Raw genomic sequence first — 24,088 nt, 5'->3', positions numbered from 1 at the left:
AGAATATCACCTTCAAAAAAACACCATCCGCCTCAGCGAATGGTGTCATGGGTTAAAAATCAAAATTATCAGGGTCTGGACCTGTACGTTCATTTTTATTCAAATCATCAATACGTTTCATATCTTCATTTGATAATTCAAAATCGAAAATAGAGGCATTTTCCACGATTCGACTTTCGTTAATCGATTTAGGAATGGTTACCACTCCATTTTGTAAATCCCAGCGTAATATAATTTGTGCAACTGATTTATTATACGTCTGTGCGATTTCCTTTAATGTTGGTTCTTCTAACAGTTTCCCTTGCATTAGCGGAGACCAAGCTTCAAGTTGTATTTTATTTTCTTTACAGAATGCTTGTAGTTCTTTTTGCGTTAGGCTTGGGTGATATTCTACTTGATTGACCATTGGAACGATTTCCGCGTCAGCCAACACATCTTTTAAATGATGGATGTGGAAATTACTTACGCCGATCGCTTTTACTCGATTTTCTTTATAAATCGTTTCTAAAGCACGCCAAGTCTCTTTATATTTCCCTTCAACTGGCCAATGAATTAAATACAAATCTAAATACTCAAGTCCAAGTTTTTTCAAACTTTCTTCATAAGCAGCTAGAGTTGTTTCGTAGCCAAAATCAGAATTCCACACTTTAGAAGTAATAAATAACTCTTCTCTAGAAATTCCGGCTTCTTTTATTCCTTCGCGAATCCCTTGTCCTACGCCTTCTTCATTTTTATATATAGCAGCTGTATCAATACTTCTATAACCATTTTTAATAGCAGTTTTTACGGCATCAATAACACTTGGTCCTTCTTCTACTTTAAATACGCCTAGGCCGAACCATGGCATTTCCACTCCGTTATGTAAGGTAGTGGTCGCTTGTAAATTTGTCGTCATATGATTTTCGTCCTCCTTAAAAGTACGTTAGGAGAAAGTATAGCAGTTTAAAAATTAATTTTGAAGAAAAGCAACTCCATAATTTTAAGGATTGCTGAAGTGATCCTTTCTAGTCACCCTACACGCACTAACAAACTTCATGTGTTTTTCATGCAAAAATAAACTTTGATTTCAAATATTATCAAGTAACATAGTTAGGATATTAATATCCTTTGTCTTCATTTATTTTTTCCAGTAACCCACCGACATCACGGATTGATAACTTTCCAATTCTTCCCACCTCTGAAAGAATTGCCATGCCATTTATTTCGTGATGTGAAACTTTTCCCGCGTTGTTTGTATATTCTATCTGTGCAACAAAGTCATAATTCTTAGGTGACGATTCGTTTTTACTTTTATTTACTTGTATATCCATAACATTCATTTGATAACGAACTTCCTCCAGTTCCGTACTTAAGTGGTACTGAAAAGCCTGATTAGTAGGAATAAGGTGTTCATAAGCATTGTCCGTATAGTAAGGTCCATATGTTTTTTTCACTAATTCCTTATAGGCAAGTAATTCTGCAGAATCTGCGGGAAGTTGAAAACCCGCCGAACCTTCTGGCAAGTTTTGACTAATTTCATTCATTTTTTTATTTATGTTTTTTTGGATAAGAATATATTCCTTATTAGGAACCGTAAATTCTGATTTAAGGACTGCCCGTACGGCTGCTATATTTTTATCTTCAGAAGCAATTTCATCTGCCAAATGATTAGATGGATTTTCCGTATTTATTAAACTAAAAGTAAGAAAAGTAGCTACTGCAATCATTGCAATACCAACAATAATTGGGGCTATATATCGATTTTTCTTTCCTACTTTCCTTTCCAGTTTCAGTAGACTGGTTCTTCTTGCTTCATTTGAACGGTCAATATGCTTCATTTCTTTAAAACGTTCATCAAATTCATTTGATAGACTCATTGTTAAAACCTTCCTTTCCATAAATTTCTTTTCTTAGAGCTTCAATTCCTCGTGACATTTTTGTTTTCACTTTCGCTTCTGTCCAACCTAAGATATAGGCCGTCTCTTTAATGGAACATTCATTCACTTTTCTGAGAATCAGAACATCTCGATAATCCTTTTTCAGTCTATTTAAGGCTGTGTGTAACTCTTGTAGAGCCTCGTTCGTTTGTGCAGCATTCTCAGGAGATGAAGACTGATGGTCGATGTCATTTTCATTTCCCCATTTAAAAAACTGTATAATTTTTCTCCTTCTAAAGTGATCGTATGTAACATTTCGGGCTATTTTCAGAAGCCACGTTAATACTGAAGCTTGTTTATTAAAATGGATTAAGCTCTTTATAGCTTTATAAAACGTTTCCTGCGTCAAATCTTCAGCGGTTTCTTTATGACGTACAAGCAGAAAGATAAAGTGATAAACCCTGTCACTATAATCTAAATACAACTGTTCTACATCCTTTTCCATGAAATTCAACTCCTTATACCAATCATAGACGAACCAAATAACGAAAAGTATCGTTTTTACCGTTAATAATCAATTCATAATTCCGTGTTATAAAAGAACCAAGTACATTATATTTATTATTGTATTTGAATTAGTGAAGCGGAAGGTGGCGACTCCAGCGGAATTAAGAAGTCCTAATGAGACCCCGCAGTGAGTTTCGCGAACGAGGAGGCGATCGCCCGCGGAGAGCGTCCACTTGAAGCGAAACAAGAAAATGTAGTTTTTAAATGAAGGTTCACCCTTACTGAAAAGAGTGCAACTAGGTTGTATAATATCCATGTCAAAACCGATTATTTGATGAAACGCACTCGAGTGGGAATATAAGGGACAAGCATTGACATTTTGTCAGATATGTGTCAAAATAGTTAAGTTAACAAGTAAGGTAGCAATTAAGATTTGAAATTCTGGCATCTACTCGATGTATTTGATTAAACTTATTCACACTGGCGCGACTATAGGGTCGCAAGGACGTAAAAGAAGGTAGGGTTTACGTTGCTTAAGGAACACACCCAGTGGACAAATGACCGCGGCACGGAAAGCAAGGAACACTTTCTTAGGAAATTATTCCCCGAATAATCGGGATGAAAAATATCATTCAGAGCTTTATGTTATCTTATTAATCAAAGGGACATGTCTTAAATGGCATGTCCCTTTTCCAATTCTCTTTGAATTAGCTGAATCTACAATTTGAACAATTTCGATGAATATCATAAGCTAGAGAAGTAAGTATTTCTAAAGGAGTGGAAACGATGGCAAAATCGAATGCTAGTAAAAAGCGTGCTCACCAGTTGCGTAACACAGGCCGGGATGCTTCTGAGTTTAGAGGACAACATGTGATGAGTACTCATGTTAGAAAAACAAAATCCAAACAAGAACAGCTGTATATGAAAGCACAAAAACACAAAAAGCAATTCCGCGGAGGTTACGAACCATACGGAATTGCTTTTTATTATGTTTTTAATCGCTTCAAAGTTTTATTCGCCTAAGTCGACGTTATGATACACCTGTTGTACATCTTCTAAATCTTCAATCGCATCAATCATTTTCTCGAATTGAGCTTGTGTATCTGCTTCAAGCGTAATATCGTTTTGAGCTAACATCGTTAATTCAGCTACTGTGAATTCAGTAATACCTGCGTTTTTGAACGCTTCTTGAACCGCGTGGAATTGATCGGGTTCTGCATAAACAATCACAGATTCCTCTTCTTCCAATACATCGCGAACATCTACGTCAGCTTCTACTAATAATTCAAATACTTCATCAGCTGATTTTCCTTCAATCCCAATAACAGCGGTAGCATCAAACATGTACGCAACAGAACCACTCACACCCATGTTCCCACCATTTTTCCCAAATGCCGCACGAACATCAGATGCAGTACGGTTTACGTTGTTTGTTAAAGCGTCAACGATGACCATCGAACCGTTTGGACCAAAACCTTCATAACGTAATTCATCGTAACTTTCTTCTGATCCACCTTTAGCCTTCTCAATGGCACGATCTACAATAGTTTTTGGAACACTATATGTTTTAGCTCTTTCCAAAACGACTTTCAGTGCGCGATTCGATTCTGGATCTGGCTCTCCTTGTTTTGCAGCTACATAAATTTCACGACCAAATTTCGCATAAATTCTACTTGTATTTGAATCCTTTGAGGCTTTCTTTTCTTTAATATTATTCCACTTACGTCCCATATCTGTTTCACTCACTTTCAATATAAGTATCGATTTCACTATTATAAAACATGTTCATTTCTATTATTCTCACTGTTGAATTATACACTAACAGGGCAATACTTTTCGAGTCCTATTATGAAACTGGCAGTCTTTCGATACCTATACCTTCACTGGTGTAGCCAATTTCCATCGATTCAAATAGGCTTGATCAATAAATTCACATCGATTTGCATATGCACGAATCACGTCTTTAATCTCTTCCGCTTGATACTGATCATTTCGGTTGTTAGCTAATGTAGGGTAGCCAGATCCTCGTTGCAAATAATCTGAACTTGCAACTGAATACCAACGGTCGTCTTCAAGAGGTTTACCGTCTAGTATGACATCATGTACACATTTTCCATCATGTACAATTTCTGTATTACTCGAAACGTGCAGACGTCCGGCGAATTTGCCTCGGAAACCTGGACCTCTCCCATCCGCTAAACACGTTTGGGCATCTAGTGCTTGTTCCAATGCCTGTTTAATGTCTTTACCTAATACATCAAACGTCGTCGGATTCAGTGGTGAAGGACAGATTTCAATCAATTTTTTATTTGAAACATCATCAAACAATCCTGCGTTCGCAATCCCACTATTCATTAAACCAATTTCGCATTCCAACGAATCTCTTAACCCATCTGCAATGAGATTCGTTAAAGGATTCTCTCCGATCACATCATGCCACAATGGTTGTGTAAGCTTATACAATGGCTGACTCAACGCTTCAATTGCTCTTTCTTTATTCACTTTTAAAATAGCCAAAATTCGTTCATCCGCTTCTACACCATTTGTTTCTATAGTTTCTGAATGAAGAAGGGTGACCTGTTGGTCTTTTATTTCAATATCGACAATCCCTATATACTCACCATATTTTCCAGCACTATTTAATATAGTCCCTTCTATTATTTTGGCTTCTTTGTAGAGCTTGTGATCATGTGCAGACAGAATGACATCTAATTCTGGTATCTCTTTTGCTAATTCGTCGTCTGCGAAAGTACCTACATGATTCAACAAAATGCAAAGATCATATTTCCCTTTATTCCGCTCGAGTTCATTTACAATTGCCTCTTTGTATGAATGCATATGTACGCCTAACCCCTCGTTGAAAACACCCATATCTGGCGACGATCCGGTGATCAATATACGCAGGTTGTTCTTATGAAGAATAACACTTGGGAAGACACCTTTAATCGCACTTAAATCTTTTTTCACTAAGTTATTACTGATAAAAGGCATAAAACTATTGCTCGCCATGTATTCAAGTGTATGAATGCCGTTAAACATTTCGTTATTACCTATGGTCAGAGCATCATACCCAACTTCCTCAAGCAGCTCGATAGCCGCCATACCTTTTGTACCTTGTAGTTCAATACTTCGGAAGTCAGCAAAATCGCCACCATCTAGTATTAATGTGTGTTCTTGAGTTGATTGTTTAATGATCGTGGATGCTTTAGCAAGCTGATCAAAGTGGCTATGTATATCATTTGTATGGAGTATTCTAAGTCTCATGTTGTTCCCTCACTATTCTTCTGAATGTATATGCTATTCTATATTACCTTTTATTTCCCTTTAATTGGGACGAAACGACATAACAAAAGGCTGCATCATTTCTCATAGAAAAGAAATAATGCAACCTTGTTTAAGTTAATTAGTCGTTTTAGAGTTAGCAATTGCTGATGCCATTCGGTCAATTACAGGCACGGTGCTAGACTTTGTGTTTTGAGTTTGGATGGTGAATATAAGCCACTCGCCATCCTTCGTTTTCGCATAACCTGCTAATGCACTAACATTATCCAAGCTCCCTGTTTTCGCAATCACGTTGTTTTTTGCAGGTGCTAGTTTTAGTCGCGTTCTTAATGTCCCACCAACAAAGCGATCATAGCCACCAGCGATTGGCATTCCTCTTAAGAAACTGCCATACCAAGGTTCAGAGCGAACTTTATGGAGCAATAAAGACAATTGACTAGATGGAATTTTATTCGCATGTGACATCCCTGATGCGTCTTCGAATACACATTTGTTCACGTCAAGACCAACAGACCCTGCATAATCCCGCATAACTTTTAAGCCATTATTCCAGCTTCCAACGCCATACTTAACTTTGCCCATTTCTTTCGCAAGTACTTCAGCATGCGTGTTATTGCTTAGTTTTAAGAAAGGAACCATCAGTTCTTTCACAGTCATTGATTTTTTAGAAAGTAATACGCGAGCATTTTCAGGAACTTTTCCGCGCAACACTTTTGATGTAGAACTGAACGTAATTCCTTTTGAGGCTAATGACTTTTTGAATACATCAAGCGCGTAGGCTGTCGGATTTGATACAGCAATCCACTCTTTTTTACCAGCAGTCGCAAGTGGTGCATTCCCTGTAATTATGATTTTGTTCGTGCCATATTCACGTTCGATTTTCAGTGTATTTTTATATCCTTTAGGTACAGTTTTGGATTTATTAATGACGCGCACAATATTTGTTGCTGGCGTTAGTGTCACTTTAGCAACTCTTCCATTGACTGAAGGTTTCGCTTCCACAATGACTGACCCTGCATCATAGTCTGCATTCGGTGACAATGTAAGAGCTGAAATTTGAGCCGCATAATAATACGATTCATCTTCCTTTGAAATACCTGGTGATAATCGTTGAGTATCGTACCATGTATCGTCGCCAATTAGATGTCCTGAAACTCGTTTTACACCACGATTAGCTAAAGTTGAAGCAAAATTATCAAAATCTCGTTTCAATAAAGTCGGATCACCTTTTCCTCTCAAGTACATATCACCTTTTAAAGTACCACTTTTAACAGTGCCGTTAGTTAGAACATCAGTAGAGAATCGATAGTTTTCACCTAATGTTTCTAAAGCAGCAGAAGCCGTCAAAATTTTCAAAGAGGATGCTGGCGTAATTCCTTTGTCAGCATAATATTGATACACAATTTCTCCGTTTGATGCTTTTCGAATCGTTACACTTGAAGCTGCAGCTTTCATTCGACTATCTGTCATGATGCTATTAATGGAATTCTTTAGGCTTGAATATGAAGTAGCTGCTTGAACTGTCGAAGTTTCTGAAACAGGTGTTAATACCATTCCACTAAACATGATTGCAGTAGTGAGACCAATTAATATTTTTCGTCGAATTTTCACATCTTACCTCCTGAATTTACATAATTACCTATTATTTTAGCATGAAATTATCAGATAATATTGTTTATTATGACCTATGTACACAATATAGCCAAATTGCCTAAAATCTCGACGTTTTACAACTTGTTGGAAATAAATCAAATTCATCTAGTCATTTAGACTATTTTAGTATGACACCGGACCAATGTTCTATGTATCGTTGCTGACTATTAAACTTGGAAATTCGAAGCCTAAAGTTGTAAATTTTGATGCTAATGTTGTAATTTTGAACGCTAATGTTGTAATTTCTGCATGTAAAGTGGTCTTGTTAAGGATTTAATATCCATATTTATTTTGAGAATCTGTAAAATTAAGTGAATTTTTGTCGAAATAAGAGTAGAACATATATACATACAAATGAGGGTGGATTATGAAAAGTATTAAATCAAAGCTGTTTATTGTTAGTTTTTTATTTTTACTCGTTCCTAGTTTAATTTTAGGGACGATCAGCTACACTTCAGCAAAAAATGGATTAGACGAAGCTGGAGAACAATCGATCAAAAATGCAGTTACTCAAGCTCTGCAATTAATTAATGCTCTAAACGAACAAGTAGAAGCTGGAAGTTTGCCTTTAGAAGACGCTCAAGAACAAGTAAAAGTCTATCTTTTAGGTGAAATGAACAGTGAAGGTAAACGTCCGATCAATAAAGACATTGATCTTGGTGAAAACGGATATTTTGTGATTTACGATGAAGAAGGTCTTGAAGTTGCTCACCCTTCCATCGAAGGTCAAAATATGTGGGACGCTCAAGATAAAGAAGGCAAGCTTCTTGTGCAAGAACAAATTGCAACCGCGGTAAATGGCGGCGGATTTACAACTTATTCATGGAATTACCCAAACAATGAAAACAAAATTGGTCAAAAGATCATGTATAACGCGTTTGATGAGAACTGGGGATGGGTTGTAACAGCTGGTTCATATATGGATGACTTTAATGAAAGTTCAAATAGTATCTTATGGACGGTTTTATTTACCGTTATTGGCTCATTATTAATTGGAACGATCTTGATTTATTTATTTGCCAACCACATTTCAAAACCAATTCAAGCTGTTAATAAACAGCTGGCTGAATTAAGCGAAAATAACATGACCGTAGAAAATCTTTCATTTAAGCGAAAAGATGAAATTGGTCAGTTAGCTTCTAGTTTGAACCGAATGAAAGAAAATTTACATCAAATGATTGCACAAATTTCAAATGTTTCACACGCTCTTGCAGCTTCTTCCGAACAGTTAACCGCGAGTGCGGAAGAAACGAATTTGGCGACAGAACAAATTGCTGGATCCATTCAACAAATTTCTGATAACGCTATACAAGAGACACAAATGGCTAAGGTCTCAGAAAGCACAGCTCAAACAATGGCAAGCAATTTAGAAACGATACAACACCATGTTGAAGATGTCTCAAAATCAGCAAATGATTCCTATGTGAAAGTACAACGAGGAAAAGAAGAAATTCAACATTCATCAGACAAAATGCTAGAAATTCAAGAAAAAACATCACAAGCTGCATCTGCGATTCATGAATTAGGAAACAAATCCAATGAAATCGGAAACATTGTTGGCTTGATAACAGACATTTCCACACAAACTAATTTACTTGCTCTAAATGCAGCCATCGAAGCTGCTCGTGCAGGCGAACATGGTAAAGGATTTGCTGTAGTGGCTGATGAAGTTCGTAAACTTGCAGAAGAATCGAATCGATCAGCTGCTCAAATTAGCCAACTAGTTGCAGACATCCAAGTCGAAATTAAACAATCTGTTCAAACGATGGCTGAGGGTGAAGAAAAAGTTCAAGAAGGTATCGTGTCCATTGAAAGAACTGGACGAGAGTTCGAACAAATTGAATCATCGACCGATGAAATCGTTAAAATTGCAAAAACGGTTTTAGATTCAGTTAAAGATGTAAATGAAGGCACTGAAAAAATGGTGAAGGCTGTTTCAGATACGACTCAAATGGTCCTACAATCTTCAGCTGAAGCTGAAACGGTTGCTGCCGCATCTGAAGAACAAAGTGCTTCTATTCAAGAAGTTGCTTCTGCCTCTGCTTCTCTTTCAAAAATGGCTGAAGAACTTAGTGGGATTGTTAGTAAATTTAAGCTTCACTAATATTGAAAAATGATAAAGCCACATTCTTCCTATACTTATGGGAAGAATGTGGCTTATTTTTATGCATGGCATATAAATATGTTTATTACTCTGGTAATCTTTTTTCAAAACGTATGTATGAATATATTCGATAGCCCAAAATTAAAAACAGCAATAGTCCAGCAAACCTCATAGGTCCTTCCAAAAAGACAATAGCTCCAATACCGACTACTGTTGCAATGACTGTTGTTAAATTTCCTGCGACTCCGTTAATTGGCTCATTGCTCACAACTAGAGTTCGGAATCCTTTTAAATCTTTCGCATAGCAATCCTCATGATATGTCACAACTTCAAACATAATTGTTGTTGTGATTAGATCTCCTCGAAACTTAATCTCTTTTCCACATTTTTCACAATACACACCTTTATTCACCTTTAACTCCCCCGAGTCGATTATTTATTTTTTATAATAAAAAATCTAATAATAAAATCCAAACCATCTTGATTTCCACTTCAGGTGGACGCTTTCCGTGGGCACGGCTTCAATCTCCTCGTCACTGCGTTCCTGCGGGGCTTTCAGCTCGTGCTGTTCCCACAGGAGTCGCCACCCTGCGCTCCAATCAACGAGATCTGTTTAAAATAATGAATATTGATAAATAACCAATTTAATATTCAGTTTTACTATAGAAATTAGGAATTATGAGATTGATTCAAGATTTTATAGATTATCAAATATTCCAAACATTCATGTGCTAATATTATCACTAGGACTTGAATTTGGAAAACATTACAAAACAAAAAAAGAATTGTGTTAGTAACATAACAAAGAAAAAGAGGAACGATAAAATGACTACTTACATAGCTGATCTGAAACGTATCATCTCTGGTGAATCAATAGAAATTTCTCATGAATTTTTGGATAAAATGATTGAGAATATAAGCTCTGTAGACCCCGAATTAAGAGATGAATTAAACTACAGCGCGTTTTGGAAATTAATAAACAATGAGCAATTGTCTAAACAACAAATAGAATACATTTTGACGGTATTATTGGATCAAGATTTGTTAATGGCTGCTATTGAAAACCCAGAAAGTGATGCAGTCTTCACTCGCTCATTTACTGTTCTATTTTTTGCAGCTATCTTACATGTAGACGACTCAAAAAAGATTGTAGATGAGGAATTAGTTAGACGAACAATTGATGCTTCCCTGCAATATTTAATGAAGGAACAAGATTTAAGAGGATTCGTTGAGAAAAAAGGCTGGGCGCATGCCGCAGCTCATGGAGCAGATTTAATGGAATCAATCGCAAAACATCCATTTAGCACTGAAGAAGATGCGTTGAAAATATTAACTAATATTCACCAAATCTTTTCGATTGCAACAGGATTTAAAGATGATGAGGAAGAAAGAATCGCCCGCTCCTTCGTCACCCTTTCTCAACATCATCTGAACGAGTCTCAATTAAGCGCATGGCTTATGAATCAAGCACAGACATTAAAAAAAGTGAAAAATGATACGAATAAATTACAATCTTACTATTCTTTACTAGCTTTCAAGAATTTTTTAAAGTCTACTTTTTTTCTTCTCGAAAGAGAAAATATCCACGATTCTTTGCAAGATACGATAAAGGAACTCGTTAAAGAAATTATGTACTAAATCAACAATTGGAATGGTTACTATTTTTGAAAAAAATAAATTTTTTCTATACAAATCATTTTTACATATGCTATGATTACAAAAATTAACAGCGATGAAGAGAAGAGTACGTACATCATTTTCTTTAACAGAGAGCCCTGGTAGCTGCAAAAGGGTAAGAAAAGATTTACCGAAACAAGACTCCGAGCTTCACATAGGACCGGTAAAACATATGCATTTACTGGAGATTGTGTGACGGATGCTCCCGTTATGAAGCTATAGTATACGCAAGGTTTTCTTGCCGTACTTGAAAAGGTGCTGATGGTGACATCAGGACAAACTGGGGTGGTACCACGACATGTTGATCTCGTCCCCAAGACAAATCGTCTTGGGGGTGGGATTTTTTATTTTGGTTCAATAAACATGTCGGAGGGATATATATGTTGAATGAAAACAAGAAAGCCTTTGTTACGTATTTAAGTGCAGTGGGTATTGCAAATGTTGGTGGGTGGATTTATTTATTAACCGTTAATCTACTAGTATTTGAACGAACGGGGTCAGCTTTTGCTGTTGCGGGCTTGTATATGATTAAACCCTTTGCCTATATGCTGGTCGGGTCTTGGGCGGGAAGTGTGATTGATCGGACGTCTACGAAGCATTTGATGATTTTCTTAGATATTGTAAGAGCTTTCCTCGTTCTATCCATTGCTTTTATGGATTCAATTTGGATGATTTATGTGTTTGTGTTGTTCATTCAAATGGCGAGTGCCACGTTTGAGCATGCTTCTTTTAGCTACATAACGAGATTACTACCAGAGCATGCTCGATTAAAATTTAATGCATTGCTAAGCTTTGTTCATTCTGGTGCATTTGTTTTAGGACCAGCGTTGGCTGGAATTTTGTTTATAGTAGGTACTTTGGAAATGGCTTTATTCGTTAACGTCGGTACGTTTTTAGTTTCAGCGTGTCTTACTTTATTGTTACCTAATCTGATATCAATTTCTACTGAGTCTACACGAGTAAGCTTTCGAGATATCCGTACCGATTGGGGATTAGTTTGGAACTTCAGTAAAATTGCCTTTCCCTTTGTAGTCGTTTATATGGGCTTTCAAGGGGTGATGCTCTTAACTGCAGCACTCGACTCCATGGAAGTAGCTTTCGCAAAAGAGGTACTTCACTTGTCGAATGCTGCTTATGGTTCCTTAGTTAGTGTTGCAGGAATTGGATTCCTTATGGGAGCAGCATTAACCAATGGGCTTGTCCGCATTCTATCAGCTAAACAACTGATGAGTGTTGGAACACTCTTCGTTTCTTTTGGTTACCTTATCTACAGTCTTTCAACAACCTATTTGGTGGCAAGTATCGGATGCTTTGTCCTTTGCTTTTTCCTTTCACTTGCCAATACAGGCTTTATTACGTTCATACAAGAGCATATACCTGTTGATATGATGGGTAGAATATCAAGTTTGTACGGCATGGTTTCTCACTCCATTCAACTTCTTGTTGTGTTGGTTATGGGGATATTCGCAGAATGGTTTTCTGTAAAAGAAGTGGTGATAGTGGGATCTGTTTTTATGTTAATCGTGGCGTCTTATTTAATTTTCACTGTGAGCCGACTAAAGCATGAAACCGAACTTGTTTCATACTCGTAGAAAAAATGACCATTTTTAACATAAAAAAAGCAGCTGATTTCTTTTTCAGCTGCTTTTTGATTGCTTAAATAAATGAAAAATAAATGCCGATGAATCCAAATCCAAGAAGAGCTAAAATGAACATTTGAAAGGAAGGTATGATTCTAACGGCTTCAACTAATATCTCTTTAATGGTGACCATATAAATCATTCCAATTGACAGACTCATTAACAAAGACCACATTAAAGGGTTATCTATCCCGAGCGTACGTCCTACAAATGCTCCCGCTCCAACCGGTAAGGATACGAGGAGAGTAAGTAAGATACAAGTTCTTTTTCGTATCCCTGCCATAAATAACGGAGTGAAAACAATAATCCCCTCTGGAACATTGTGAAGCAAGATGGTTTGAAGAATGGCACGTGTAATATCAGGGTCAGACGTAACACCCAAACTTATTCCAATCGGAAAATTATGTATAGCGATTCCAAATAACAGCATCAATCCGGTAAAGAAAGCAAAACTATTCTTCCCTTTCTTTCTTCGACTTATTATGAATGCTGCCACCCGGTGTAAAATAACGAACATAAAAAGGCCAAGAAAAACGCCAAGCACAACTGTCCACCAGTTACCCATCTCGATTGCTTCAGGAACCACTTCAAAACTGAGCAAACCGAGAATTAGCCCTCCACAAATACAGTAGATGACATCTGTACGGTTTTCGAGCCCTTTCGTAAACCACGCGATGAATCCCCCGAGCCCAAAACCAACCATTGTCAACAAAGTTCCGCTCACCCAAATAGAAGACATCTCATCATCCTTAACCTATCTGTCTATTAAGGTTATATGGGAGAAGAAGTGTAATTATGATGATTTTGAAAAGTAACCACAGCGCATTTGGTTTTGTCTTCAAGATGTATAATTCCCATGTTTTTTTAAAACTTCTTGATATGGTACAGTTCCCTGTTTTATCGATTCTTCCAACTTAATTAATTTTGTTTCTTGCCATTCTTCTAAGCAATCTAAATCCCAAGCACTTTTAAATAATAGGAATAAAAACAGTTCTCTCATCCGAAGAAAAATAGAAACTAATTTCATGTCGTCATCGGTTATAAATCGATATGACCTATATCCATTAAAAAAATTTGTAATGAAAACTTCGTGAAATTCTGCCCAATCTGGATGGAAGGACTCACCGGTCCATAATGCATGATATAAACTAACCGCTAAATCTTGTGCATACCAGTTATATGCACAATCATCAAAATCAAATAATATAAGTTCATTTTCTACAACAAAAAAGTTACCTTGATGGAAATCGTTATGAATTAGCCCAAAAGTATCTTTTGTTTTTAAAAAAGTCTCTAATTCCATTTCCATGCTTTCATAAGCATTCGCTAGTTTTGGGTCGACTTTATCAATTAGGGAAGGAATAGGATTGATTTCACCACTATTCTGAATAAAGAAAGGTCGTGTGAATTCCTGGTTTGTTTCACTTACAATGCTATGTATCTTAGCAATCGTTCTTCCCCAATTCCGAAAGAAGTTAGCATTCCATTCAGAGCGATTTTGTACATCAATGTGTTTTCCATTGAAAAACTCAAATAGAACGACCCAATAGATCAATCCATTACATTTAAATGATGTAATGGATTGATCATGGAATTGAAAAGGTGAAATCGTTTTGATTCCATTCAGATTGATTGTTTCCATAAATGCGAGTTCTGCATGCAATTGTTCTTTTGTTCTCTTTTTTGCCAAAGTTACTCTAGCAACTAGTTTGAATTTGGCATAGGTAAAGGAAAATACTCTATTTTGTAGACCGCCATTTATTTCAATTACATTTGATATATGATTGTTCAAGCTCTCTTCTAAATGCTTCTTTAATTCTAGTTCCATGTTTTACCTCTAATTAAATCATTCTTTTTCCTCGTACTTTAATTCAATTAAATGTTCTTGTTTATTTAAAAACCAAACAATTCGTTTTTGATTCTTTGTTTCAATTAAATGAATCCCAGTATCCCCGGTTGGGTAAATAAATTCCGTATTAATTGGTTGGCGAAGAAAGCTGTTGAGTAGATTTGAAATGAGTCCCCCGTGAGAAACAAGGACAACTACATCATGTTCTTGGTAATCAACAAGAATTTTACTTAAAACATTTTCTGCTCTAAATCGAATGTCTAATTCCGATTCCCCATCTTGAATGGGTACATGAATGGGTCTCCCTCCTGCAGGCAAGGGATATTTAATGGCAGCTTCTTCTCTCGATAGTCCAGCTAATACCCCATTATTGAATTCCTTCAATAGTGGTTCTTCAATAAGTTCACAGCCTATTTTTTCGTTCAGGATAGCAGCTGTCTTCCTAGCTCTCTTCAAAGGACTTGTCAGTATCAATTGCGGGGAATACGTTTCTGCTACATACGTTGCCATCAAATCCGCTTGTCTCTCGCCTAAAGAAGTTAAAGGAAAATCAGCTCTTCCTTCATGTACATCTAACAAATCAGCTTCTGATTCTCCGTGTCTAATAAGTAATAGCTTCATTTCTTCTCCTTTTATTCCTAATCTTCCAATTTAATGTTAAAATAAAGTTAGCTAAATATTCTGATATTTAACGAGAGGTGGAATTAGGTTGATGTGGATTATTGTTGGTTCAATTGTGTTTTTCCTATTTGGAATTGGCGGATTTATTGAATGGCGTAGAAAGAGAATAAATAATCATCCTCACATTTCGACGTCCTCGGCTACAAGACCAGGTGAAAGTCAGAATTATACGATGGGTAGCCATGAAAATGTTTCAGGAAACATTAATCAATAATTTAAAACTTATTGTAAATGAAGGCTACGACATAAAAAACGACTCCGATAATTCCAATTGCTAAAGAAATGACTAAAAATCCATATATAAATCCACGAATAGAAGCAAATGCATCTAAGAAGAGATTTTTGATCATATCTACTAATTTTTCCATCGGTACAACACCTCTTCTTGTTTATGACTCGTCCGAAAAAGACAAACCCTTTTCAAAAAGGGCTTCTCTTAGTCGTTCAATCGCTTTCGGACCCATCCCATGCAGCTTCATTAATTCCTTTTCACTAACTTCAGCCACTTGCTCCAGTCGTAAATAACCCGCTCCTTCAAGCGCTCTGTTAGCAGGTTTACCAAGATTTTGAGGTATATCACTTTGTGTCAATGTCATACCTCCATCTTATAATCCATTAAAATCTTTTCTGCCAAGTTTTACGGAAATTTCTTTTAAAATTCTATTTCTCTCTTGTTGAGACTTAATGATAGTTATAGCCACCCATACAACAAACCCGATGACTGCCACATAAAAAAATAATCCTAAAAATGACATGAATGCAAGTTGAGTCATTTAACTTCCTCCTCTTTCAAAATTAATATGTACGAACAGGAACGATTAATTGTAGAATTGCTTCGTCGTTTACTGGCTTTAAAATAAACGGTCTCATAGGACCTGTAAATTCAATTGTGACTTCTTTACCTTCCAATGATTTCAGTGCATCCATCATATACTTAGCGCTAAACGAAATCTTTAACTGTTCTCCAATAAGGGATGTGGTTTGAATTTCCTCTTTCACCTTTCCAACCTCCGGTGAGTTTGAAGATACTTCTACCATATTTTCTTCATTTGATTTTACCTGAACAATATTATTCCGTTCTTCTCTTGCCAATAATGAAGCTCGATCTATTGCCTGAAATAAAGATTTTCCATTCATCGTGACAGTTGTTTCATATTCACTTGGAATGAGACGTGAGGTATCAGGAAAATTCCCTTCTATCAAACGAGAATAGAAAAAAACAGTTTTTGTTTTGAATAAAACTTGTTGTGGTGTAATGGCAATTTGAATGAGTTCAGTCGAATCTCCAATTAATTTACTTAATTCATTTAAACTTTTCCCAGGAATGACGGCACTAAATGATTCTTCGACTTCATGGTCCAGTTTAATGATTCTTTTCGCTAACCGATGGCTATCCGTTGCCACACAGATTAATTCATCATTTTTTATTTGCCAGTGTACACCCGTCAAAACTGGACGACTTTCTGATGTTGAGACGGCAAATACTGTTTCTCGAATAATGGATTTCAAAACATTCGCCGGCAAATCAAACCGATACTCATCCTTAAGTTCAGGAAGTAATGGATACTCTGTCGCATCAAGTCCTAACACGTGGAATTCTGATTTCCCCGACTGAATATGTGTTTGATAATGGTCATTTACTGTTAAGTCCACTTCGTCTTCTGGCAACTTTCTCATGATTTCATTAAAAATTCGTGCAGGCAATACAATCGACCCTTCTGTATGTATATCGATAACTAGATTTTCATTATCCACTGCCTCAATGAAAGTTTGAATGGCCATATCTGAATTACTGCCCGTTACTGTTAGACCCGAGTTGTTAAGATCTAATTTTATTCCTGTCAAAATAGGAAGCGTCGTTTTTGAGCTAATTCCTTTCATGACATCATTTAATGCTTGCAATAGACGGTCCCGCTTCATTGTAAATTTCATTTTTATCCTCATTCACTATGTATTTTGATCTGCGACTAAAAATTGAATATTTCTACTTTTTTCTAGTATACACTTAATTTACTAAATGATTTTCAACTTTTTTTGTAAATGAAACAGAAAAACGCTCAGCTAGTAGAAGTCTACTAAGTTGAGCGTTCGTTTTATGTTTTAAATTCATTTTAACACTTATGTATTAAATGACTCGCTGTGCCCACATGAATTTCTGTTGCGTCCATGGTCCCCAAATCGTAAAAATCTCTACGCTTTTCGCGGAATTCAGGTTGCTGATCCACAGCCCATTCCCCATATAGATTCCGACATGTGAGATGGTTTTCCCATTGTTTGCAAAAAACATAAGATCACCTTTTTGCATATCTTTAAATTTAATTGATGTCCCAGTATGCGCTTGTTCTCCACTTGTTCGAGGTAGCTGAATCCCAAATTTAGCGTAAATATGTTTTGTCCAGCTACTACAATCAGCTTGATAAGGTGCAAGTGTAAAATCTGCTCCATATACATACTTTGTTTGTGTTTCAAGCGCTTTGGCATAATCAATAATGTCGTTCGCCTTATTAGGTGTCCTCACAACTACGGATTGGCCAATGTTTAATTGATTAATATTCGCGATCTGTGGGTTTAAAGAACGTAGATCATAAAAATTCATTTTGTATTTCCAAGCGATGTTTCCTAATGTATCTCCCTTTTGAACTTGATATCCAGCTGATGCACTAGCTGAAATTGAAAAGGTCAAAGCTAAAGAAAGTAAAGAAATTCCGATGCGTTTTTTCATGCTGATTAATCTCCTCTAACATTCATCATAGGTTTTTGCAAAAAGAATATTTATTAATTCTTCTCCTTTCCTAATCCTATTTTCAAAATTCTCAGTATTAATAAATACTTTTCCCGAGTATAGCATGGGAACTTCGGCAGAAATCGTGGTAATTATTGCCTTGTTTCAATAGCTTAATAGATTTTCTATTTCCATCCATTAACAATAAATGTATGCTAAGTAATATAACAAGATAGATTGAGAGGAACTTTAAATGCTACGTCTAGTGGAGATAACTAAGGATAATTGGAGAGATGTCATTCGGTTACGAAGCGCAGAGGATGAAGTAAATCGTCAATTTGAAAGGTTTATTGCTTCTAATACAGTTTCGTTAGCACAGGCAAGTATCGAAGGAACATGGACAACACGAGCTATTTATCATGACGACCAATTGATTGGCTTTGCTATGTATGGATATGCCGAAGAATTGGGAGGCTATGAAATTTGCCGATTAATGATTGACTATACGCAGCAAGGTAAAGGCTACGGGAAGCAAAGTATAGCCCTCATTCTAGACGAGTTAAAGAAGATTGAGGATTGTAAAGATGTCCTCATATGCTTTGAACCAGAAAACGAAATCGCTAAAGCACTGTATGAACAAGTTGGATTCGACAATACAGGCCAAATAACACATGGAGAATTGGTATATAAATTATCTTTTGAATGAGGAAGTGAAACTCGATGACAATGGAAGAAGGAACAATGGGATTATTAGAAACAAGTATCTTTATCATCTTGGCTATTTCCATAATGATTGTTATTTATTTATTCATATCCAAAAACAGAAGACCACATCGAATGGCATATGGATTCGTCCTTGGCCATCTCGTATTCCTAAGCTTGTCAATGATTCCTGCTCTAGCTGCAATCAAGTTTAATGTAAATCACCCAATGGCTTCAGAAGAAACTACCCTATTTTTCGGAATAGCTGGTGGTTTATGGACTATCAGCATGGTGCTTTTACTTGTAGGATTGGTGAAGTTTTCTAGTAACAAAAATAAGAATAAAATGAGTACTTCTTAAAATGCGTTTACCCTACAGTCTGTTGCGTGAAATTCAGCTCAAAAATTATGTTCCAGAAGCTATTGACTATGGATTAAAAGAAGTTGAATTTGAACAATTTATAAAGTTAATGGAAAATAGAGGATTTTTAGAGCGCGTCTTGCGAGTAGGCAATCAATATTGGTATTCCATTAAAAATGCGCGATTAACAAAGTCGGGATTAGCTCTACTTGAGGAATACAAGCACTATGAAGAAGAATACCCAGAAAGAGATCAGCTGAAAGATTGGGTAAAGCTAGATCGATACCAAGAAAGATCGCATGATTAATAGGAACAGAAAATGGAAAAGTGCACCCTAAATAAGGGTAGCACTTTTCATTTAGATGCTGACTTTTAACCAAGCTCGAAATCGATTAACCGGTTCACCGTCAGGGACTTACGGAATCTTTAGTAAAAGGCAACCACTGGTCGTCTTCTTCTCCAACAAAAGCAAGTCTAGACCAGTTCTCAAGGAGCTCAACAAAGTTGTCAGCCAACTTATATCCATGTCCCTCTCCTTTTTCATGATTCAAGTAAATGACAGGTGCATCCACCCCATCAGTTAAATCAAATGCAAGATAGTCGCCATTACCAACAGAACAAAAAGCTAATTTGTTATCCCAGATTAAATCATCTTCATCTGCCTCATCGGGATAAATACAGTCGCTCCAATACTCTATTTCTTCCTTCAGTTGCGGAAGTGAATGCAAATCCCAATGAATTCTACCACTGAATATATTTCTAAATTCATTCGGAAGCTTCATATCTTCATGAAGGAACCACTTAAAACTAAAGTTAGAAGAAAACTCTAGTAACACCTTTTTAAAACTAGATGGTAGCTCTTTTTCAATGATCAACTCATTCGATTAATATCTTCTAATGTAGCTACAGGACCGATAAATTCTCCGATAATTTTCGCCTCAACCTGTGCAACCGAACACTTTATTGTATTTATTCTTTCCTTAAAAGAATCATAATCCACCTGATCCCACCTTAACTTTCATTTATATAGTTAGAAACTTATTGGGTGAATTTTATCTCTAGTTCAGTAGAGGTTAAAAGAGGTGATTCGTTACTCAACCTTAGATCTAATGCTTTATTGTAATAAAACATTGTTTTATCATATCTCCGCCTCGATTTGAATCCTATTGATTACAATTCCAGTTCTTTTACAAAAAACCTTCAAATTTATGTAAATAAAATCAATTAAAAAGGAAAGCTTTGCACATAAGCGTACAAAGCTTTCCTTTTGGTTATTGCAGTAGTTATTAACCTTTTTTAACAAACTCCCATTTCAATTTCATTGGACCAAATCCATCAATCTTACAATCGATATCATGATCGCCATCTACTAAACGGATGCTTTTCACTTTAGTTCCTATTTTCAAAACAGATGAACTTCCTTTTACTTTTAAATCTTTGATGACTGTAACTGAATCTCCATCAGTTAAAACATTTCCGTTTGCATCTTTAACGATTTTTGTTTCTTCACTATTTTCAGTGTCCCCAGCTAACGTCCACTCATGTGCGCATTCCGGACAAACTAAATGGCTTCCATCTTCGTACGTATATTCTGAATTACATTTTGGGCAATTTGGTAAAGCATTTGTCATTCCATTTCCTCCATTGCTGCATTTCTAATCGTTGATGTTACATATCCACTTTAAGTATACCTTTCTTAAGTTCAAAAAAAATAATGGTTTCAAAACTTTGATGTATATTCGTAGTAAGTTTTAAACTACAATAAAAATGTTAAAATGTGTAGCTGTAAAAAATCCGGGTATACTCGGATTATAAAAAGGAGTGTTTCATGAATGAAAAAAATGCCAAAACATTTACTACTTGCACCTGCTATTGCCCTACTTTTAGGAGCATGTTCAGATTCACAAACAGATCATGACAACATGGAAGATACAGATCACGAAAATATGGAAATGGATCATTCTTCTTCTGGTGAAGTGCCAGAAGGATTGAAAGACGCAGAAAACCCAACATTTGAAGTTGGCAGCCAAGCTATGCTTGAAACCGACCATATGCCAGGAATGAAAGGTGCCGAAGCAACGATCGTTGGTGCTTTTGATACCACAGCCTATACTGTTGGATACACTCCAACGACTGGTGGAGAAAAAGTAACCGGTCATAAATGGGTGATTCATGAGGAACTTAAAGATGTTGGCGAAGAAACGCTTGAGCCAGGAACTGAAGTTGTCTTAGAGGCAGATCATATGGAAGGTATGGATGGTGCTACAGCCGAAATCGAATCAGCAGAAAAAACAACGGTTTACATGGTTGACTACACCCCTACTGATGGTGGAGAAAAAGTAACTAATCATAAATGGGTTACCGAAAGCGAACTTTCTTCTAAATAAGATTCTACAATTCGATATGAAAATCATTAGAGCTTGTTCATTTATTGAACAAGCTCTTTTCATTTACTTCCAATCCAAAGAATCTAAAAGGAGTTTAAAATTTTTCATGAACTTTTCTTTTCCTTCGCTTTCTGTTATTCACACATCCCAGTTCTCCCAAAACCAATCCCTGTTAACTGTTCCATCTCATTCTTATATGGATCAAATGAAAATGTTGTATCATCTTCGGTGAAGAATCGGTAGATTTGTTTTTCATTCATTGCCAGAATGGTTTTTGGGCATTCCGTAACTATAGAAACATTATATTTTTCTTCAATCTTTTCTTTAGCCTCTTTATAAGTAATGTCTGGTTTAACAAACTCGAATACTAAAATTGTGCCACTAAGGAGTATAAAGAATACTATCGTTACTTTAAGCGCATTTTTCAGATTGTCCCTTTTATGCAAGGAAAATATAGTCATCAGGAGAAAGATGAGTAACGATATAGGAAAGCTTACAAATTCAACAGTTGAATTTATTTTCTCAAAAGAAACTGCTTCTCTATACATATAGACAACAGCTACTACTGTACATATTAGATACGCTGAAAGTACTGCTATATCTCTCTTCTTCATTAATCTCTACCCCATGACAACGGAAATTTCCAATCTTTTTTTCTTTCACGACAATCCATCATCTAAGAAAATCTTTTAAGTATGCTAGATTCTCTTCCAAAAACGATTGATTCTTTTCGATCCCTCTTCTTTTACACCAACCAATTGAATTAAAGGCATCTGTGAAACGATAAAATGGTAAAACTGTTTGTAAATCAATGATTGGACGAATTGACTCATAACCCTTTTGAAAGGCTTCCATTGTTCCAGGGTATTTTACAAAAATATCACGATTGATTTTTGTGAAATCAATTTCGGTCGAACCAATTCGAACACTTTCAAAATCAATGATGCCCACCACTTTATTTCCATGAACTAAAATGTTTCCTGGTCTAAAATCCATATGTACAAATCTTGGTCCGTCAGGTGAAGGTAGTAATTTTTGATGTTGATCAAAATAGTGCAAAGACTGCTCATATAAACGCGTATCTATTACTTCCTTTACATCTTCTGCAAATGAGTAAAATTGTTTTTTAATAAATTCTGTCCATTGTTCATATTCATTGGAAACAGAACTGTTGAAATCATCTTCATACGGCTCAATGGAATGAAGCTTTGCATGAATGACTCCAATATCGTAGGCTAAATCAACATCGACCTCCCCAGTAATTGGCGAACCATTAATTGCCGATAATAAGAATGCCCCTGTTATAACTTCATTTCCTTCCCAATAATTCAATACTTGTGGGACAGGTAATTCATGTTGTAACCGTTTCAATACGTCATACTCCCGCTCCAGTTTCACCTTGCTATAAGGAATTTTTATAAAGACCGTCTGATGATCCTTTAACTTAATTTTATAAACTGAAGAACTAAAAGATTCTGGAACATCCTCGATTGAAAGCACATCCAAATCAAATTGTTTAATTACATGCTGCACCTTTTCCAATTCACAAAACACTCCTAATTATCCTGATCCATTACAGGAACAAGTCATTCAACTTTATTTATCTAGAAAAATATCTAAATAAGTTTCATATCGATTCTTTTCAATGTTTAGTTCGTAGATTCGAATAAAATCCACTTCAAAACTCGGGTAGGGAGTTAACTCTTTTACAGCTAACTCTTCCATTTCTTTTAGTTGTTCTTTTGAAAGACCGTATTGTTCTTTTCCTAATGTTAAGTGAGGAACAAAGTCATCAAGTTCAAAGTACTTTTTGATTAAGTCATCTGTTGGTGAAATTTCTTGGACAATCTTTTGATGTAATTGAAGTAATTCACTTGATGAGCCACTTAAATAAAGAATATTATCTCCAAAGTACATCGGCTTACCTAAAGACATTTGAAATGGTTTGAAATGATTACAGACCTTTTCTACTGCATCAATCCACTTTTTATCTGGAGTTAACCCGCCTTGTGCTTTTAACGTGATGTGTGGTTCGACGCCTAAATGGTTCATCCATTTCGTTTGAAAAAACTCAATTCGTTTTAAATATTCTTTTGGTGGTACAATTCCGATAAAATATTCTTTATTCACTCGTCTCATTCCTCTACACAATTTAGTATGTTATTATTTTACCAGAAAATTCAAAATGTACGAATGGAATTAATGAATGAAACAAATAGGTTAATAGAGGAGAGAAAGTAAGTGGTCAAAAAAAGATTATTAATTGCTTTAATATTATTTGTCAGCGCTACGATATTCCTCACGGCATGTACGAATCCAGAGCCTGAAAAAGAACACAATACCATGGAAGGTTTTGTGGCAAAAGTCGATGGCAGAGTTGTCCTAGTTGTTAGTGGATTTAAAGGTAATATCAAAGAAATGACAGAGGAAGAAATTATTACAAAGGCTTACCAGTCCGCATACTTTACCTTCAATGAAGAAGTCGTAAATATAAAACAAGGAGACCAGGTCAAAGTTTGGTATGACGCTATAGATAAATCACTACCCGCATCTGGGTCAGGAACAAAGATTGAACTAATAGATAAGTAAATTACAAAACCAATATCAAATCATGATGTTGGTTTTTTATTGCTACAACTCTAAATATTTATTCGAAATATATTGAATT

Annotated in this window: 31 protein-coding genes and 1 other annotated feature; of the genes, 10 read left to right on the top strand and 21 right to left on the bottom strand. The window is 36.0% G+C overall.

Annotation, left to right across the window (positions count from 1 at the left end; all coding sequences use genetic code 11):
- Window positions 1-52: 52 nt before the first annotated feature.
- From ACHUE4_RS04310 to ACHUE4_RS04300, 3 genes are all read right to left on the bottom strand, one after another.
- Window positions 53-895, bottom strand: coding sequence for an aldo/keto reductase (locus tag ACHUE4_RS04310; protein WP_394188151.1), 843 nt, complete (start codon window positions 893-895; stop codon window positions 53-55).
- Window positions 896-1,097: 202 nt separating this feature from the next.
- The gene (locus tag ACHUE4_RS04305; RefSeq protein ID WP_394188150.1) at window positions 1,098-1,856 is read right to left on the bottom strand and encodes a hypothetical protein; all 759 of its coding nucleotides are present in this window, start codon (window positions 1,854-1,856) and stop codon (window positions 1,098-1,100) included.
- Entirely contained in the window at window positions 1,840-2,361 is a 522-nt protein-coding gene (locus tag ACHUE4_RS04300; protein ID WP_394188149.1) for an RNA polymerase sigma factor, read from the bottom strand. Before ACHUE4_RS04300 ends, ACHUE4_RS04305 begins: the two co-directional genes overlap by 17 nt.
- Window positions 2,362-3,149: 788 nt before the next feature.
- On the opposite strand from ACHUE4_RS04300, the gene ACHUE4_RS04295 reads away from it, so the two are divergent.
- Window positions 3,150-3,386, top strand: a complete 237-nt coding sequence (locus ACHUE4_RS04295; RefSeq protein WP_394188148.1) for a hypothetical protein — start codon at window positions 3,150-3,152, stop codon at window positions 3,384-3,386.
- Here the strand turns inward: ACHUE4_RS04295 and ACHUE4_RS04290 are convergent.
- The 3 genes from ACHUE4_RS04290 to dacB all read right to left on the bottom strand — a co-directional run bounded on the left by ACHUE4_RS04290 (window position 3,375) and on the right by dacB (window position 7,256).
- Window positions 3,375-4,094 carry a YebC/PmpR family DNA-binding transcriptional regulator gene (locus ACHUE4_RS04290; RefSeq protein WP_394188147.1) on the bottom strand — a complete coding sequence of 240 codons (720 nt, stop codon included), beginning with the start codon at window positions 4,092-4,094 and terminating at the stop codon, window positions 3,375-3,377. The two genes, ACHUE4_RS04295 and ACHUE4_RS04290, sit on opposite strands and share 12 nt — an antisense overlap.
- Before the next feature lie 141 nt (window positions 4,095-4,235).
- Window positions 4,236-5,627 (bottom strand): bifunctional metallophosphatase/5'-nucleotidase, encoded by a 1,392-nt coding sequence (locus tag ACHUE4_RS04285; protein WP_394188146.1) that lies wholly within the window; start codon window positions 5,625-5,627, stop codon window positions 4,236-4,238.
- Window positions 5,628-5,762: 135 nt separating this feature from the next.
- A complete protein-coding gene (gene dacB, locus ACHUE4_RS04280) occupies window positions 5,763-7,256 on the bottom strand; it encodes a D-alanyl-D-alanine carboxypeptidase/D-alanyl-D-alanine endopeptidase (protein ID WP_394188145.1) in 1,494 nt (497 codons plus the stop codon).
- 409 nt (window positions 7,257-7,665) lie between these two features.
- Here dacB and ACHUE4_RS04275 point away from each other — a divergent pair, with 409 nt between their 5' ends.
- Entirely contained in the window at window positions 7,666-9,402 is a 1,737-nt protein-coding gene (locus ACHUE4_RS04275) for a methyl-accepting chemotaxis protein (protein ID WP_394188144.1), read from the top strand.
- 85 nt (window positions 9,403-9,487) lie between these two features.
- Here ACHUE4_RS04275 and ACHUE4_RS04270 read toward each other — a convergent pair whose 3' ends face one another.
- On the bottom strand, window positions 9,488-9,814 hold the full coding sequence (locus ACHUE4_RS04270) for a hypothetical protein (protein ID WP_394188143.1): 327 nt from the start codon (window positions 9,812-9,814) through the stop codon (window positions 9,488-9,490).
- 413 nt (window positions 9,815-10,227) lie between these two features.
- Between ACHUE4_RS04270 and ACHUE4_RS04265 the strand changes: the two genes are divergently transcribed.
- The gene (locus tag ACHUE4_RS04265) at window positions 10,228-11,040 is read left to right on the top strand and encodes a DUF2785 domain-containing protein (protein ID WP_394188142.1); all 813 of its coding nucleotides are present in this window, start codon (window positions 10,228-10,230) and stop codon (window positions 11,038-11,040) included.
- An 85-nt stretch (window positions 11,041-11,125) separates the two neighbouring features.
- Window positions 11,126-11,397: a binding site (T-box leader), on the top strand.
- 62 nt (window positions 11,398-11,459) lie between these two features.
- Entirely contained in the window at window positions 11,460-12,671 is a 1,212-nt protein-coding gene (locus ACHUE4_RS04260) for an MFS transporter (RefSeq protein ID WP_394188141.1), read from the top strand.
- 64 nt (window positions 12,672-12,735) lie between these two features.
- Here ACHUE4_RS04260 and ACHUE4_RS04255 read toward each other — a convergent pair whose 3' ends face one another.
- The 3 genes from ACHUE4_RS04255 to ACHUE4_RS04245 all read right to left on the bottom strand — a co-directional run bounded on the left by ACHUE4_RS04255 (window position 12,736) and on the right by ACHUE4_RS04245 (window position 15,189).
- Window positions 12,736-13,458: a ZIP family metal transporter gene (locus ACHUE4_RS04255; protein ID WP_394188140.1), complete on the bottom strand. Its 723-nt coding sequence runs from the start codon at window positions 13,456-13,458 to the stop codon at window positions 12,736-12,738.
- Between the two features lie 99 nt (window positions 13,459-13,557).
- A complete protein-coding gene (locus tag ACHUE4_RS04250) occupies window positions 13,558-14,547 on the bottom strand; it encodes a phosphotransferase enzyme family protein (protein WP_394188139.1) in 990 nt (329 codons plus the stop codon).
- An 18-nt stretch (window positions 14,548-14,565) separates the two neighbouring features.
- Window positions 14,566-15,189 (bottom strand): histidine phosphatase family protein, encoded by a 624-nt coding sequence (locus tag ACHUE4_RS04245; protein ID WP_394188138.1) that lies wholly within the window; start codon window positions 15,187-15,189, stop codon window positions 14,566-14,568.
- An 88-nt stretch (window positions 15,190-15,277) separates the two neighbouring features.
- Here ACHUE4_RS04245 and ACHUE4_RS04240 point away from each other — a divergent pair, with 88 nt between their 5' ends.
- Window positions 15,278-15,463: a hypothetical protein gene (locus tag ACHUE4_RS04240; RefSeq protein WP_394188137.1), complete on the top strand. Its 186-nt coding sequence runs from the start codon at window positions 15,278-15,280 to the stop codon at window positions 15,461-15,463.
- Window position 15,464: 1 nt separating this feature from the next.
- Here ACHUE4_RS04240 and ACHUE4_RS04235 read toward each other — a convergent pair whose 3' ends face one another.
- From ACHUE4_RS04235 to ACHUE4_RS04215, 5 genes are all read right to left on the bottom strand, one after another.
- On the bottom strand, window positions 15,465-15,617 hold the full coding sequence (locus ACHUE4_RS04235; protein WP_394188136.1) for a hypothetical protein: 153 nt from the start codon (window positions 15,615-15,617) through the stop codon (window positions 15,465-15,467).
- Between the two features lie 21 nt (window positions 15,618-15,638).
- Entirely contained in the window at window positions 15,639-15,839 is a 201-nt protein-coding gene (locus ACHUE4_RS04230; RefSeq protein ID WP_394188135.1) for a helix-hairpin-helix domain-containing protein, read from the bottom strand.
- A 15-nt stretch (window positions 15,840-15,854) separates the two neighbouring features.
- Entirely contained in the window at window positions 15,855-16,022 is a 168-nt protein-coding gene (locus ACHUE4_RS04225; protein ID WP_394188134.1) for a hypothetical protein, read from the bottom strand.
- Window positions 16,023-16,044: 22 nt separating this feature from the next.
- Window positions 16,045-17,181, bottom strand: a complete 1,137-nt coding sequence (gene dnaN, locus ACHUE4_RS04220) for a DNA polymerase III subunit beta (RefSeq protein WP_394188133.1) — start codon at window positions 17,179-17,181, stop codon at window positions 16,045-16,047.
- A gap of 193 nt (window positions 17,182-17,374) precedes the next feature.
- Window positions 17,375-17,971: an NlpC/P60 family protein gene (locus tag ACHUE4_RS04215; RefSeq protein WP_394188132.1), complete on the bottom strand. Its 597-nt coding sequence runs from the start codon at window positions 17,969-17,971 to the stop codon at window positions 17,375-17,377.
- 253 nt (window positions 17,972-18,224) lie between these two features.
- On the opposite strand from ACHUE4_RS04215, the gene ACHUE4_RS04210 reads away from it, so the two are divergent.
- From ACHUE4_RS04210 to ACHUE4_RS04200, 3 genes are read left to right on the top strand one after another with little or no spacing between them, the layout of a single operon-like run.
- Window positions 18,225-18,677 carry a GNAT family N-acetyltransferase gene (locus ACHUE4_RS04210; RefSeq protein WP_394188131.1) on the top strand — a complete coding sequence of 151 codons (453 nt, stop codon included), beginning with the start codon at window positions 18,225-18,227 and terminating at the stop codon, window positions 18,675-18,677.
- A 14-nt stretch (window positions 18,678-18,691) separates the two neighbouring features.
- Complete coding sequence (locus tag ACHUE4_RS04205) at window positions 18,692-19,033, top strand: hypothetical protein (protein WP_394188130.1); 342 nt, start codon at window positions 18,692-18,694, stop codon at window positions 19,031-19,033.
- A gap of 1 nt (window position 19,034) precedes the next feature.
- Entirely contained in the window at window positions 19,035-19,340 is a 306-nt protein-coding gene (locus ACHUE4_RS04200) for a hypothetical protein (RefSeq protein ID WP_394188129.1), read from the top strand.
- A 100-nt stretch (window positions 19,341-19,440) separates the two neighbouring features.
- Here ACHUE4_RS04200 and ACHUE4_RS04195 read toward each other — a convergent pair whose 3' ends face one another.
- From ACHUE4_RS04195 to ACHUE4_RS04185, 3 genes are all read right to left on the bottom strand, one after another.
- Entirely contained in the window at window positions 19,441-19,908 is a 468-nt protein-coding gene (locus tag ACHUE4_RS04195) for an SMI1/KNR4 family protein (protein ID WP_394188128.1), read from the bottom strand.
- The gene (locus ACHUE4_RS04190) at window positions 19,905-20,033 is read right to left on the bottom strand and encodes a hypothetical protein (protein WP_394188127.1); all 129 of its coding nucleotides are present in this window, start codon (window positions 20,031-20,033) and stop codon (window positions 19,905-19,907) included. The genes ACHUE4_RS04195 and ACHUE4_RS04190 overlap by 4 nt, the downstream gene beginning before the upstream one ends.
- Before the next feature lie 286 nt (window positions 20,034-20,319).
- On the bottom strand, window positions 20,320-20,664 hold the full coding sequence (locus tag ACHUE4_RS04185; protein WP_394188126.1) for a zinc ribbon domain-containing protein YjdM: 345 nt from the start codon (window positions 20,662-20,664) through the stop codon (window positions 20,320-20,322).
- A 201-nt stretch (window positions 20,665-20,865) separates the two neighbouring features.
- Between ACHUE4_RS04185 and ACHUE4_RS04180 the strand changes: the two genes are divergently transcribed.
- Entirely contained in the window at window positions 20,866-21,420 is a 555-nt protein-coding gene (locus tag ACHUE4_RS04180; RefSeq protein ID WP_394188125.1) for a YdhK family protein, read from the top strand.
- Between the two features lie 134 nt (window positions 21,421-21,554).
- On the opposite strand, the gene ACHUE4_RS04175 is transcribed toward ACHUE4_RS04180, so the two are convergent.
- Genes ACHUE4_RS04175 through ACHUE4_RS04165 form a run of 3 tightly spaced genes read right to left on the bottom strand, consistent with a single transcriptional unit; the run spans window position 21,555 to window position 23,550 of the window.
- Window positions 21,555-22,034, bottom strand: a complete 480-nt coding sequence (locus tag ACHUE4_RS04175) for a hypothetical protein (RefSeq protein WP_394188124.1) — start codon at window positions 22,032-22,034, stop codon at window positions 21,555-21,557.
- 58 nt (window positions 22,035-22,092) lie between these two features.
- Window positions 22,093-22,962: a phosphotransferase family protein gene (locus ACHUE4_RS04170; protein WP_394188123.1), complete on the bottom strand. Its 870-nt coding sequence runs from the start codon at window positions 22,960-22,962 to the stop codon at window positions 22,093-22,095.
- Window positions 22,963-23,016: 54 nt separating this feature from the next.
- Window positions 23,017-23,550, bottom strand: a complete 534-nt coding sequence (locus ACHUE4_RS04165; protein ID WP_394188122.1) for a 2'-5' RNA ligase family protein — start codon at window positions 23,548-23,550, stop codon at window positions 23,017-23,019.
- Between the two features lie 111 nt (window positions 23,551-23,661).
- Between ACHUE4_RS04165 and ACHUE4_RS04160 the strand changes: the two genes are divergently transcribed.
- Window positions 23,662-24,009, top strand: a complete 348-nt coding sequence (locus ACHUE4_RS04160; protein WP_394188121.1) for a DUF3221 domain-containing protein — start codon at window positions 23,662-23,664, stop codon at window positions 24,007-24,009.
- Window positions 24,010-24,088: the final 79 nt, after the last annotated feature.

It is taken from the genome of Paenisporosarcina quisquiliarum, assembly GCF_043641925.1.
Taxonomy (GTDB): domain Bacteria; phylum Bacillota; class Bacilli; order Bacillales_A; family Planococcaceae; genus Paenisporosarcina; species Paenisporosarcina quisquiliarum_A.
The sequence above is the reverse complement of the archived record's forward strand: the minus strand, read 5'-3'. Positions and strand labels throughout refer to the sequence as shown.

Excerpts from the sequence above, each read along its gene's own strand:
- ACHUE4_RS04310 (WP_394188151.1), bottom strand. The coding sequence starts at position 895 with ATGACGACAAATTTACAAGCGACCACTACCTTACATAACGGAGTGGAA.
- ACHUE4_RS04305 (WP_394188150.1), bottom strand. The coding sequence starts at position 1,856 with ATGAGTCTATCAAATGAATTTGATGAACGTTTTAAAGAAATGAAGCAT.
- ACHUE4_RS04300 (WP_394188149.1), bottom strand. The coding sequence starts at position 2,361 with ATGGAAAAGGATGTAGAACAGTTGTATTTAGATTATAGTGACAGGGTT.
- ACHUE4_RS04295 (WP_394188148.1), top strand. The coding sequence starts at position 3,150 with ATGGCAAAATCGAATGCTAGTAAAAAGCGTGCTCACCAGTTGCGTAAC.
- ACHUE4_RS04290 (WP_394188147.1), bottom strand. The coding sequence starts at position 4,094 with ATGGGACGTAAGTGGAATAATATTAAAGAAAAGAAAGCCTCAAAGGAT.
- ACHUE4_RS04285 (WP_394188146.1), bottom strand. The coding sequence starts at position 5,627 with ATGAGACTTAGAATACTCCATACAAATGATATACATAGCCACTTTGAT.
- ACHUE4_RS04275 (WP_394188144.1), top strand. The coding sequence starts at position 7,666 with ATGAAAAGTATTAAATCAAAGCTGTTTATTGTTAGTTTTTTATTTTTA.
- ACHUE4_RS04265 (WP_394188142.1), top strand. The coding sequence starts at position 10,228 with ATGACTACTTACATAGCTGATCTGAAACGTATCATCTCTGGTGAATCA.
- ACHUE4_RS04260 (WP_394188141.1), top strand. The coding sequence starts at position 11,460 with ATGTTGAATGAAAACAAGAAAGCCTTTGTTACGTATTTAAGTGCAGTG.
- ACHUE4_RS04255 (WP_394188140.1), bottom strand. The coding sequence starts at position 13,458 with ATGTCTTCTATTTGGGTGAGCGGAACTTTGTTGACAATGGTTGGTTTT.
- ACHUE4_RS04250 (WP_394188139.1), bottom strand. The coding sequence starts at position 14,547 with ATGGAACTAGAATTAAAGAAGCATTTAGAAGAGAGCTTGAACAATCAT.
- ACHUE4_RS04245 (WP_394188138.1), bottom strand. The coding sequence starts at position 15,189 with ATGAAGCTATTACTTATTAGACACGGAGAATCAGAAGCTGATTTGTTA.
- ACHUE4_RS04235 (WP_394188136.1), bottom strand. The coding sequence starts at position 15,617 with ATGGAAAAATTAGTAGATATGATCAAAAATCTCTTCTTAGATGCATTT.
- ACHUE4_RS04225 (WP_394188134.1), bottom strand. The coding sequence starts at position 16,022 with ATGACTCAACTTGCATTCATGTCATTTTTAGGATTATTTTTTTATGTG.
- dnaN (WP_394188133.1), bottom strand. The coding sequence starts at position 17,181 with ATGAAATTTACAATGAAGCGGGACCGTCTATTGCAAGCATTAAATGAT.
- ACHUE4_RS04215 (WP_394188132.1), bottom strand. The coding sequence starts at position 17,971 with ATGAAAAAACGCATCGGAATTTCTTTACTTTCTTTAGCTTTGACCTTT.
- ACHUE4_RS04210 (WP_394188131.1), top strand. The coding sequence starts at position 18,225 with ATGCTACGTCTAGTGGAGATAACTAAGGATAATTGGAGAGATGTCATT.
- ACHUE4_RS04205 (WP_394188130.1), top strand. The coding sequence starts at position 18,692 with ATGACAATGGAAGAAGGAACAATGGGATTATTAGAAACAAGTATCTTT.
- ACHUE4_RS04200 (WP_394188129.1), top strand. The coding sequence starts at position 19,035 with ATGCGTTTACCCTACAGTCTGTTGCGTGAAATTCAGCTCAAAAATTAT.
- ACHUE4_RS04185 (WP_394188126.1), bottom strand. The coding sequence starts at position 20,664 with ATGACAAATGCTTTACCAAATTGCCCAAAATGTAATTCAGAATATACG.
- ACHUE4_RS04180 (WP_394188125.1), top strand. The coding sequence starts at position 20,866 with ATGAAAAAAATGCCAAAACATTTACTACTTGCACCTGCTATTGCCCTA.
- ACHUE4_RS04175 (WP_394188124.1), bottom strand. The coding sequence starts at position 22,034 with ATGAAGAAGAGAGATATAGCAGTACTTTCAGCGTATCTAATATGTACA.